12 protein-coding genes are annotated in these 11,778 nt (G+C 42.7%); 6 read left to right on the top strand and 6 right to left on the bottom strand.

Features of this window, described 5'->3' with window-relative positions; all coding sequences use genetic code 11:
- The first annotated feature begins 6 nt into the window (after positions 1-6).
- The 4 genes from J7I80_RS00800 (at position 7) to J7I80_RS00785 (ending at position 7,039) form a co-directional block, all read left to right on the top strand.
- Entirely contained in the window at positions 7-1,626 is a 1,620-nt protein-coding gene (locus tag J7I80_RS00800; protein ID WP_214735533.1) for a long-chain fatty acid--CoA ligase, read from the top strand.
- A 219-nt stretch (positions 1,627-1,845) separates the two neighbouring features.
- Entirely contained in the window at positions 1,846-3,570 is a 1,725-nt protein-coding gene (locus tag J7I80_RS00795; RefSeq protein ID WP_214735532.1) for an ABC transporter ATP-binding protein, read from the top strand.
- Positions 3,564-5,354 (top strand): ABC transporter ATP-binding protein, encoded by a 1,791-nt coding sequence (locus J7I80_RS00790; protein WP_214735531.1) that lies wholly within the window; start codon positions 3,564-3,566, stop codon positions 5,352-5,354. Before J7I80_RS00795 ends, J7I80_RS00790 begins: the two co-directional genes overlap by 7 nt.
- Before the next feature lie 389 nt (positions 5,355-5,743).
- A complete protein-coding gene (locus J7I80_RS00785; RefSeq protein ID WP_214735530.1) occupies positions 5,744-7,039 on the top strand; it encodes an ATP-binding protein in 1,296 nt (431 codons plus the stop codon).
- 353 nt (positions 7,040-7,392) lie between these two features.
- Here the strand turns inward: J7I80_RS00785 and J7I80_RS00780 are convergent, their stop codons facing one another.
- From J7I80_RS00780 to J7I80_RS00765, 4 genes are all read right to left on the bottom strand, one after another.
- Positions 7,393-7,644: an alpha/beta-type small acid-soluble spore protein gene (locus J7I80_RS00780; protein ID WP_214735529.1), complete on the bottom strand. Its 252-nt coding sequence runs from the start codon at positions 7,642-7,644 to the stop codon at positions 7,393-7,395.
- 487 nt (positions 7,645-8,131) lie between these two features.
- A complete protein-coding gene (locus J7I80_RS00775; RefSeq protein ID WP_214735528.1) occupies positions 8,132-8,317 on the bottom strand; it encodes a YfhD family protein in 186 nt (61 codons plus the stop codon).
- Between the two features lie 88 nt (positions 8,318-8,405).
- Positions 8,406-8,525, bottom strand: a complete 120-nt coding sequence (locus J7I80_RS00770; RefSeq protein WP_214735527.1) for a YfhE family protein — start codon at positions 8,523-8,525, stop codon at positions 8,406-8,408.
- A 67-nt stretch (positions 8,526-8,592) separates the two neighbouring features.
- Positions 8,593-9,489, bottom strand: coding sequence for a TIGR01777 family oxidoreductase (locus tag J7I80_RS00765; RefSeq protein ID WP_214735526.1), 897 nt, complete (start codon positions 9,487-9,489; stop codon positions 8,593-8,595).
- 100 nt (positions 9,490-9,589) lie between these two features.
- Between J7I80_RS00765 and recX the strand changes: the two genes are divergently transcribed.
- Complete coding sequence (gene recX, locus J7I80_RS00760) at positions 9,590-10,402, top strand: recombination regulator RecX (protein ID WP_214735525.1); 813 nt, start codon at positions 9,590-9,592, stop codon at positions 10,400-10,402.
- 17 nt (positions 10,403-10,419) lie between these two features.
- Here the strand turns inward: recX and J7I80_RS00755 are convergent, their stop codons facing one another.
- A complete protein-coding gene (locus tag J7I80_RS00755) occupies positions 10,420-11,097 on the bottom strand; it encodes an SDR family NAD(P)-dependent oxidoreductase (protein ID WP_214735524.1) in 678 nt (225 codons plus the stop codon).
- Between the two features lie 89 nt (positions 11,098-11,186).
- On the opposite strand from J7I80_RS00755, the gene J7I80_RS00750 reads away from it, so the two are divergent.
- Positions 11,187-11,522, top strand: a complete 336-nt coding sequence (locus J7I80_RS00750) for a YfhH family protein (protein WP_214735523.1) — start codon at positions 11,187-11,189, stop codon at positions 11,520-11,522.
- Positions 11,523-11,586: 64 nt separating this feature from the next.
- On the opposite strand, the gene J7I80_RS00745 is transcribed toward J7I80_RS00750, so the two are convergent.
- Positions 11,587-11,769, bottom strand: coding sequence for a small, acid-soluble spore protein K (locus J7I80_RS00745; RefSeq protein WP_023625563.1), 183 nt, complete (start codon positions 11,767-11,769; stop codon positions 11,587-11,589).
- Positions 11,770-11,778 lie beyond the last annotated feature (9 nt).

The raw sequence follows: 11,778 nt of genomic DNA, 5'->3' as shown, positions 1-11,778 counted from the left end.
GTCGGTATGATGAATGTTCCATTGACAGTAGGGTCGCTATTGGAAAGAGCAGAAAAATTTTTCCCGAAAAAGCAGGTGGTATCTCGTACACTGTCAGGTATTCACAGGTTCACTTACAAGGAAATTGGCGAGAGGACCCGCAGGCTTGCCAGTGCGCTTGAAAAGCTGGGTGTGGAAAAGGGAGACAGGGTCGGCACATTTGCCTGGAATCACCATCGCCATCTTGAGGTCTACTTCGCCGCACCGGGTATGGGGGCAGTCCTTCATACAATCAATATCCGCCTGTCACCAGAACATGTCTCTTACATTATCAATCATGCAGAAGACAAGGTGTTGCTTGTCGATGAAGACCTGGTGCCGCTGATTGAACGGAGCAAGGACCAATTTAAAACAGTAGAGGCATACATCATCATGACCGACAAAGACGAGCTGCCAGACACAACTTTGGAGCCAGTTTATTCCTATGAAGCGCTTCTTCGCGAGGGCAGTCCGGAGTTTAAATTTCTGAAAAATATTGATGAAAATGCACCAGCAGGGATGTGTTATACATCGGCAACCACTGGCAATCCTAAAGGCGTTGTTTATTCTCACAGAGGCATCGTCCTCCATAGCTACGCATTTGGATTGGCAGATACTGCTGCGTTATCCGAAACAGATGTCGTCCTGCCTGTAGTGCCGATGTTCCATGCCAATGCCTGGGGCATGCCATTCGCTGCGACTTGGTTCGGATCGACTCAAGTCCTGCCTGGTCCATTGTTCACACCTAAGCTGCTTGCTGATCTTATTGAACAGGAAAAAGTCACCTTTACCGCAGGAGTGCCGACGATCTGGCTTGGTCTGCTGAATGAGCTTGAAAATGGAAGCTATAATACCTCTTCACTAAGATCGATTGTCTGTGGCGGTTCTGCAGCGCCGCGAGGCATGATCAAGGCGTTTGAAACAAAATATAAGATTCCATTCCTGCACGCATACGGCATGACAGAGACCACTCCGCTGGCAACAGTATCACGCCTGAAGAGCTACCAGGTCGGCTTGGACGAAGATGAAATTTTAGATATCCGCTCAAAGCAAGGACTCCTTGTACCTGGGCTTGAAATGAAAGTTATCGGCGGAAATGGCGAAGTGAAGTGGGATGGAGAAGAAATGGGAGAACTATTGCTGCGTGGACCATGGATTGCCGATGAATATTATAAGGATGAGCGTTCGGCAGATGCATTCCGCGATGGCTGGCTGTACACCGGCGATGTGGCCACTGTTGATGAAGAGGGGGTCATCAAGCTGGTCGACCGCACGAAGGATCTGATCAAGAGCGGCGGCGAATGGATTTCATCTGTCGATCTTGAGAATGCCCTGATGGCTCACGAGGCTGTATTTGAGGCGAGTGTCGTTGCGGTTCCTCACCAGCAGTGGCAGGAACGGCCGGTTGCATGCGTCGTACTGAAGGAACAATATAGAGGAAAGGTCGATAAGCAGGAAATTCTCGAATTCATCGCTCCGCAGTTCGCTAAATGGTGGCTTCCGGATGATGTTGTATTCATGGAGGAGATCCCAAAGACCTCGGTCGGCAAATTCCTGAAACGCGCACTAAGGGACCAGTTAAAGGATCATCTGGTGCAAAATTCTTAAAATTATATGAAATACATTAAAAGCAGCATCGTCTTAATAAACGGTGCTGTTTTTATGTTGTAAAATAAAAAATTAAGCCTATAAATAAATTTCAGCACTCAAAAGCAAAATAAATTATTCTCTTTCAATTCAAAAAATTCACCAAAAGAGGTATTATAGAAGATATAAAAATTCGTAAGCCGAAATAATCAAGATCGTTTCAACGGGGGTCTTATCTTCATGAGTATATTTTCATTTGTAAAACCATATCGCATCCCGATTGCGGCTGCGCTAAGCTTGATGCTCGTCGAACTGGCGGTTGAACTTGTGCAGCCGCTGCTGATGGCCAAGATTATCGACGATGGAATTGTCGCCAGGGACCTGGATACTGTTATCAAATTAGGTGCAGTCATGCTCGGGATTTCTTTACTTGCTTTTGCATCCGGTATCACAAATTCGTTTATAGCTGCCCATGCAGGCCAAAGCTTTGGCTATGATTTGCGGGAAAAGCTGTTTGCCAAGGTCCAGTCTTTTTCTTTCACTAACTTCAGTAACTTTCCATCATCATCTTTGATCACAAGGATCACCAATGATGTGACACAGTTGCAAAATACATTCTTTATGAGCTTGAGAATTGCAATGCGCGCTCCTCTGTTGGTCATCGGCGGAATCATTATGGCCATGCTCGTCAATGTGGAACTGTCGCTTGCATTTGTCATCATTATCCCGCCTCTGTTGATATTCCTGATATGGATCATGACCAAGGCTGCAGGTTTATTCAAAAGTGTTCAAAAGCGCCTGGACAAAGTGAACGGTGTCATGAGGGAAAACCTTGTGGGAATGAGGCTGATCAAGGCATTTGCAAGAGGTGGTTACGAAGGTACAAGATTTGAAAATGCGAACAATAACCTTAAGGATAAAACCGTTTTTGCTCTAAGGGTGACCGAGGTAACGATTCCTGTCCTGATGCTTTTCATGAATATGAGTGTCATTGCCGTTCTTTGGTTCGGGAAAATAGAAGTCCAGACTGGTAGCGTTTCTGTCGGTGAAGTGGTTGCGATTGTGAATTATGCAGCAAGGATCACAACTGCTTTTTCGATGTTTTCTTGGATTATCATGGTTTATTCTCGTGCCAGAGCATCTGCTGAGCGTGTGACAGAGGTGCTGAATGAGGAAATCGACCTGGAAGATACAATAGAAAGCAGCAAGGATTATGGGATTACTAAAGGGAAAATTGAATTTGACAAGGTTTCATTCCAGTTTCCGAACACCAATATTCCGATCCTTCAAAATCTATCCTTTTCGATTGATCCCGGTGAAACTGTGGCTGTACTTGGGGCTACCGGGGCCGGGAAGACATCGTTGTTCCAGCTTATTCCCCGGTTATATGATGTAACGAGCGGGGAAATTCGAATAGACGGCCGGAGAATCAAGGACTTTAAATTTAAAAGTCTTAGAGAGGGGATTGGCTATGTCCCCCAGGAGGCTATGCTGTTCACTGGTTCTATCAAGGAAAATCTTGCATGGGGCAAAAAGAATGCCACCGATGAGGAAATGGTTAAGGCTGCGTCTGATGCCCAGATCCATGAAACGATTGAAAAACTTCCTAATCGATATAACACACTTCTGGGACAAAAAGGCGTCAATCTTTCGGGCGGACAAAAACAGCGACTATCAATTGCGCGGGCACTGATTAAAAATCCAAGAATCCTGTTGCTTGATGACAGCACGAGTGCGCTTGATTTAAAAACAGAAGCAAAGCTTTTGGATTCGATTACCAAATACCATTGCACAACAGTCATCATTACCCAAAAGATAAGTACGGCTAAGGAAGCGGATAAGATCCTGCTGCTAGAAGATGGCTCCTTAATTGGATATGGAGACCATGAGTACCTTCTTGAACATTCTGCCCTTTATCAGGCTATTTACGAATCCCAATTTGGGGAGGTGAAGGCAGGATGTTAAAAAAGCAGAGCAAGACTGAACAAAAAAGTAATTCTGTTAGGGGAATTGGGCCGACGGTTAAAAGAATCTGGTCATACCTTGCAGAACAGAGGAGCCTGCTGATCCTGGTTCTATTAATGGTTGTGGCAAGTTCTGCACTTGGTTTGATGGGACCATTCCTAATTGGATGGGGAATTGATGAGTATTTTGCGACAGAGTCCACTGACGGATTCATCTGGCTGTTAGCCGGTCTGGCCGTTGTGTATGGGCTGCACTCCTTATCCTTATGGCTCCAAAGCTACTGGATGATAGGGATTGCCCAGAAGACAGTCTATACAATGAGGAAACAGCTATTTACTCATTTCCATAAGCTGTCGATTGATTTCTTCAACAAGCGCCAGCATGGTGAATTGATGAGCAGGGTAACCAATGATATCGAGAATGTCAGTGCAACGCTGAACTCTTCTGTGATCCAGATTTTTTCAAGTGTGCTTACCCTTGTGGGAACTCTCGTCGTCATGATTTGGCTTAGCCCGCTGCTAACTCTTGTTACGATGATCATTGTGCCGCTGATGTTCATGGGGATGAAGTGGATTACGAGCCGGACAGGAAGGCTGTATAAAGAGCAGCAGCGTCGGCTTGGCGAAATGAATGGCTATATTGAAGAAACCATCTCTGGTCAGAAAATCATTAAATCTTTCTCGCAAGAACCAAAAGTTATTGAAGAATTCCGTATTAAGAATAAGCAGTTGAAGGAGTCCGGGTATTGGGCCCAGACTTTCACCGGTTTCATCCCTAAATTAATGAATATGCTCAATAACCTAAGCTTCACCATTGTGGCTGCTGTTGGCGGCTACTTCGCGCTTAGAGGCTACGTATCGATTGGGACAATCGTTATTTTTACGGAGTACTCCAGGCAGTTCACAAGACCGCTGAATGACCTGTCGAACCAGTTCAATACTTTACTTTCTGCAGTTGCAGGGGCTGACAGGGTTTTTGATATCATTGATACCGAAGAAGAGGCAGTCGATGAGAAAGAAGCTGCCTCACTTCAGAACATCAAGGGTAAGGTTGAGTTCAAGGATGTATCTTTTTCATATGAAAAAGGGGGGGATACAGTATCTGATTTGAACTTTAAAGCTGAACCCGGTGAAAGTATTGCCCTCGTTGGACCTACAGGCGCTGGTAAGTCCACAATCATCAACTTGATTTCACGTTTTTATGAGCCAAATGTGGGACTCATTTTAATTGATGGTTATGACAGCAAAAAAATCACCCGTGAAAGCTTGCGTACCCAAATGGGGTTTGTCCTCCAGGATTCATTCCTTTTTCAGGGAAGCATAAGGGAAAATATCCGCTACGGCAGACTAGATGCAACAGATAAGGAAGTAGAGGAGGCTGCAAAGGCAGCAAATGCCCATTCCTTTATCCGCCGGCTTCCAGAAGGATACGATACCGTGTTAAGCCAGGATGATGCGGGCATCAGTCAGGGGCAAAAACAGCTGTTATCCATCGCAAGGGCAATCCTTGCTGATCCATCGATTTTGATTCTTGATGAAGCGACGAGCAGTATTGATACAATCACGGAGCTTAAAATCCAGGAAGCACTCCAGCATCTGCTGAAAGGCAGAACAAGCTTCATCATCGCCCATCGTCTGAATACAATTAAAAGTGCTGACCAGATTATCGTCATTGAAGATGGGCAGATCATTGAGAAAGGCAGCCATGACGAATTACTGGTACAAAAAGGTTTTTACCATAGTCTGTACACAAGCCAGCTGGAAAAGAAAATGTTAATGAACTAGGCTCTTTTTGCAAACTTTGCTGCTATCAACTAATTGTCGCAATCCCTGTTCAGAGGTCTCCTCAAGAAGAGCCCCATCAGCTTTGGAAATGCAGGACCAAGTACTTCTTAGAAAAAATCAATCAATGCAAGACAGCTATCAATTATTTGGAGCCTCAGGGCTTCTTTTTTTTATTTTGATATAGTGTGTGGGATGCTCGCGAAATTATTTAATAGTATATACTCGAAGATTTGGGTTTTGTTTCTAGCATTTTCTCGTTAAATATGACAAATTTCCCGGGCAATAGAGGATTCATGAAAAGTTTGTCGTATTCCTAATACGAGAACGCTAACCAGTAGGAAAGCATCAGTCCGCCTTTATACAAAACCTCTTCGAATGGAGAAGATGAAATGCTTGCTGAGAAACTTCTTTTAAACGTCCTTATTATTCTGCTGCCAATCTTCATTCATAGTGTTCTTTTTGATAATAAAAGCATCGGGAAATCTCCTTATTTGTGCGGAGTGCTTCAAAGTGCTGCTGTGTTTCTCTCCCTTGCTTTTTCGTATGAGGAAGGCGGATTGTTCTGGGATCTTCGTTACGTCCCAATGGTACTGGCCTTTTTATATGGCGGTCCTATTGCAGGTGCTATGGTTTGGGTTACCTACCTTGGAACAAGGACAATAATGGGCGGTGATCTTCTGCTCGGATACGCGAGCGGTTTTCTGGCAGCGCTGATTCCATTCATATTCATGAAAAAGTTTTGGACGTTCGAAGCAAAGAAAAGAATAAGGACAGTGGTCCTTGTTGGTTTATGGCCTTCGTTTTCCATGCTGATGATTCTTGTGGTCAGCATTATCATTAATGGTGCCATAGCGGAAGACACGAACCAAATTATGATGAATGTAGCCATTTTCGGTGCCATACAGGTTTTTGCGGTATGGATTGCGGCGATTCTGCATGAGTCCTTGATCGAGAAGGATTTAATGAGAAAAGAAATCCTTCGCGCTGAAAAACTGAATACACTGGGTGAATTAGCTGCATCAATTGCGCATGAAATCAGGAATCCCTTAACAGTTGTAAAAGGATTCCTGCAAATGATGCACAAACAAGAAAAAGGAAATAATCATTATTATTTGAGTCTCGTCCTAACAGAATTAGGCAGGGCGGAGTCCATCATTAATGACTATCTGAATTTCGCCAAGCCACAATTTGAAAAACTTGAAGATGCCGAACTGGCAGAAATCATTGCTGAAGTCACATTGCTTTTAGAGGCATTTGCTGCAAAGGAAGGTGTGCAGGTGAATGTCCAGTTTGAATGGGCGATATATGTAAAGACGGACAGGAACCAGCTGAAACAAGCTCTAGTGAATATTATAAAGAACGCAATTGAAGCTACGGATGATGGAGGGGAAGTCAACATCAGCCAGGTGTCGGGCGTTAATGAAACATATATAGTAGTTTCGGATACGGGAAAAGGAATGGATAGTGCCCAACTTGCCAGACTAGGTACATTATTTTATACAACTAAAGATAAAGGTACGGGGCTCGGAACCTCCGTTTCAATAAAAATCATTGAGGCTATGGGCGGTGCGATTTCATTCAAGAGTGAAAAAGGAGTTGGGACAGAGGTTACCATTATCCTGCCGACCTACAAGCAGGAACCATCTGATAACACTGAACATGACAAGGTGAATAACGCAATCTAAATCTAGCTTTTCACAATAGAAAAAGCGAACCGGAACCCGGTTCGCTTTCAAGTAACTTGCTACTCCACAAGATGTATAAAAAATCATCCATTATAAACTTTTGCCGCGGTACATAATTCCACTTGATCCATTTTTTAACCTAAACGACACAAGCCCTACCTCTCTTGCATCCTTACGGCTCCGAAGCCGATCCAGTGTGAATAAGTTGTTACCGAAAAAATAAAAGCAGAACGCCATTAATTGTTTACATAATAATTTATTGTGATTCAAGTTACTTCTTTTTGGCGAAGCTTTACTAGTATATTTCATTTTCCAGCAGATGTCAATCATTTTTGCGAACAGTTTTGAAATCCTTACTTCTTACGCAGGTTTTCCTGTGCCATTTTAACGAGCTCGCGAACCATATTTCCTCCCAGTCTGCCGCCAACCCTGCCTGCTTCCCGGGTCGGAAGATTTCCGTTATATCCCTTGTTCAAGGGAACTCCAATCTCCCTGGCCGTCTCATATTTGGCATCCTCCGGTTTCATTGTTCCGGCTACTTGAGCCTTCAAGTCATCCAATGCCTTTCTAGCTTCAGGTACAAGTATTTTATTCCTCCTTGCCATTAGGAATCCCTCCGTGTTGTTAAATATCACTCCAATTAGGAATAGTATTTGATTTGTTCATGTAAATTATTTACGCCTTCGTTAATGAATATGGTTTGCGGCTTTAGAAGTAAGGGTAATATTAATAGCGATTATTTATCACCATACTTATCAACAGGTAAAATCACTATTTTTCGAGTACTCCACAGACTTATGCACATTATCCACAAAAATGATGTAAAAAAGTTAGCGTATTAAAAATCTAATAATAGTAAGCGGTCGGAAGAGTTATTAACATTGTCCACAGTTGTGTTAATAACTGGATCATATTATTTTTGAACAATTGGTGAAAGTCATTGTATTAGTTGGAGAGAGAGCGTATAGTGAAGATATCAAAAGTTAGTGAAAACATTCACAATATATATCCCCATGCTAACTGTTGATATTCCCCTTCCCCTTAAAAGAGAAAGCAGAACCCTTGATGGATTCTGCTTTCTTTTTTTATGGGTTATTTCCGGTGTTTTTTTGCGCGTTCGTCAGCAGCCTTAGATCGAGCCATTGCCTCAAGGTCCTCATGATCGGCAAGGTCCCTGTCAAATTCTACGTCAAGTCCATCAGATTTCATATTTTTAGGCACCTGAGGAAGAGAAGCTTTGTTTCGGTCACGTGTTTTATGTCCATGAGCACGACCCATTCGAAAAAACCCCTTTCACGATAAAAGTACGGAAATAGGATCATTTCCGTACTTTTATATTCCGCAATAAAGGGGTGCTTAATGCTTATTATCTCTTTCCATTTGTATAGCCGCCAGCTCTGTCGGCTTTCTTGAATTCATGGCTGTATGTAACTTCCTGCATGCTTGATAAAGTGCTTTTAGTCTTGTCTCGTTTTTTCTTATCCATTGGTTACCCACCCTTTCAAATTGTTTTACTTTACCAGTATTTCCTTGTTGAAAGGGATTAAACAGCATTATTTGCCGAAAATTTCTATAAGTGCATCTTGGAGTTCGGGATACCTGAATGTAAATCCTTCTTTTAGGAGTTTTTCAGGAATTGCACGCTGTCCTTCCAATACAAGGATGCTCATTTCTCCCAGCAGTACTTTTAAAGCAAATGAAGGCACAGGCATCCAGTGGGGGCGTTTTATGACTCTGGATAAGGTTTCACCGAATTGCTCCATCTTTACCGGGCAGGGGGCTGTGAAATTAACAGGGCCGCTTACTTTATTATTTTCGATTGCGAAAATAACACCTCGTACCACATCCTCTATATGAATCCATGAAAGCCATTGCTTTCCGGATCCGATTTTTCCTCCAGCAAAAAATTTATATGGGAGGACCATTCGCGGCAGGGCTCCGGCAGTTTTATCAAGGATGACTCCAAAACGGCAAAAAACGGACCGGACACCCATAACATTAACCTTGGCTGCTGAAGCTTCCCATTGATCGACCGTTTCGGCAAGGAAGTCACTGCCTTTATGTGATTGTTCCGTAAATTCTTTGTTTACAGATGTGCCATAATAGCCTACAGCACTTGCGTTGATTAAAACAGAAGGTTTTTTCGGCATCATTTCAATAATCCTTTTGACTTCATCAGTTGCCTTCAGCCGGCTGGCAATAATTTTATGTTTATACTCATCCGTCCATTTACTATTGATTGTGGCCCCAGCAAGATTGACAATAGTATCAATGCCTTCCAGTTCCTTTTCAGGTTCGTCTCCAGGATTGAGCCATTGGACAAACTTAGGGTTGCTGCTTTGTGATTCTGGATTCCGAGTTAATATATAGACTTGATGGCCTTCTTGTATCAAATAACTGCTCAGAGCTTTGCCAACAAGTCCAGTTCCTCCGGTTATCGCTACTTTCATCAAACCCCTCCTCAATAAAGCCTCTTGTTAATATAGTACTTCTTTTAAAATGATAATCCTCCTTTGAATGTGTTAAAGTTTCATTAGAGGTGAAAATCACATGCCAGTGATCACAAAGATTTCTGTTCAAAAACATAATAAGGAAAGATACAGCATTTTTACCGACAGCGGCAGAGGGGAAGAGTATTCCTTCAGCGTTGATGAAGATGTGTTGATTAAGCATAACCTGAAAAAAGGGATGGAGCTCGATGATTTTTCAGTAACAGAGATGCTTTTCCAGGATGACATCCGGAAAGCTTATAATGCAGCCATCAATTATTTAGCCCATCGCATGAGGTCTGAAACTGAAGTACGTGATTACCTGTTAAAAAAAGAAATGGCTGAACCAGTTATAAAAGAAGCAATCCATAAATTATATGAATTCAAATTCCTGAATGACGAGGAATTTGCCAATGCCTTTGTCCGTACTCAGCTGAATACGACTGACAAGGGAGCAGAGGTGATTAAGCAGGAATTGAAGAATAAAGGAATATCACGTGATCTCATTTCAAAGATCATTGAAGAAGTTTCATTTGATGAACAATTAGAAAAAGCGATTAAGCTTAGTGATAAATATGCACAGAAAAATAAGAAGGATTCATCCAAAATCCTGAAACAGAAAATAGAGCAGATGCTTCAGCGTAAAGGGTATTCCTTCACGATTATCAGGGCTGCACTGCAAGAAACAAATGTGGTGAAGGAAGAAGACGATGAAATGGATGCATTAAGGGTCCAGGGGGAGAAGCTGCACAACAAATACAGTAAACTGCCGGAACGGGAATATAGACAGAAGCTGAAGATGGCGTTGTACCGCAAAGGGTTCCCAATGGAAATGATTGATGATTTCATTTCTGAAAAAGAGAATGAGGAATAAAAAAATCATGACATGTGTCATGATTTTTTAGATTCTATAACAATTTCGTCTTTGTTCAGATTTTCGATTATGATTTCGGCTACCTCGGCAGCTGACCGAAGTCTTGCTGGGTCAGCCACATGTTCACTATCATCCCAGAATGGAGTATTCATTCCCCCCATATAAGCAGCAACGAATCGGATTCCGGTTCCTTCATACTCCTTCTGCAGGCTTTCAGTGAAACCCCTGACAGCGAATTTACTGGAGCAATAAACAGCTTCATTCTTTTTCCCGCGCAGCCCGGCAGTAGAAACAATGTTTAAGACCAGCCCTTCATGATTCTGTTCCAGATAAGGGAGGATGGCCTTCGTCAGATTAATGGTGCCAAATACATTCGTCTGGAACATCTCCTCGATTTCAGTATCTGAGACTTCGGAGAACGGGCCGAAGTAACCAAGACCTGCATTATTCACGAGACCGAAAATTTCATGCCTTTTACTGATCAACAGAGCTTTTTCCTTGATATCCTCAAGGTTTCGAAGGTCAAGTTGGATTGCCGTGGCACTTCCTCCTGACTTCTCGATTTGCTCTTTGACTACATTTAGCTTTTCTTCAGTTCTTCCTGTTAAGATCAAATGGTAACCTTGTTTGGCCAAAAGCAAGGACAGCTCTTTTCCTAGGCCTGTACCGGCACCAGTCACAATGATTGCTTTCATGATAGCCTCCTTAATATAACATGCTATAATTTAGTTATATCTTAAATGCTTGAATGTTAAAAGCGAGAACAATCCAGGAGTGATTATAAATGAGCAGGGAAAAGCGTTACAGTGAGTTATCTGCATACGAATTGAACCAGGAAATTGCCAGTCTGCGTGATAAAGCTAGAAAGGCAGAGCAGATGGGGATGGTAAGTGAGCTTGCCGTTTACGAACGTAAAATTGCTATGGCTAAATCTTACATGTTGAATCCTGATGATTTTAAGCCAGGTGAAATCTATGGGATCGATGGGGACCCGGGCACCTATTTTAAAATTGATTATATGAATGGCGTTTTTGCCTGGGGTGCTCGTCTTAATGGAGATGGAAAAGAAGAAGCACTGCCGATTTCCTTATTATTGAAATTGGAGCAAAACCAGAATTAAGTATCTGGTTTTGCACCTGGGTTTTTGCTGACTTTAAAGCTTCCAGCTGTTCGGCAAGAGCTTTTTAATGGTCTTTTATGACCGCTGAAGTGTCATCTTCACGGTGAGATGAGGCGTACATGCGCTCCTGCGGATGAGTATTGATCGTACCATCAGCTCTTCTTGAAGCATATTCTGCTTTTGCCCGGGGTTCGCCCTCAAGCTTATTGTTGTTCTGGTTTGGGAAGTTGGTTACTTTATTTCGCATATTGCCCTC

Source organism: Bacillus sp. ISL-41 (genome assembly GCF_018613235.1).
GTDB lineage: Bacteria > Bacillota > Bacilli > Bacillales > Cytobacillaceae > Mesobacillus.
This window is presented reverse-complemented; position numbering and strand designations above follow the sequence as displayed.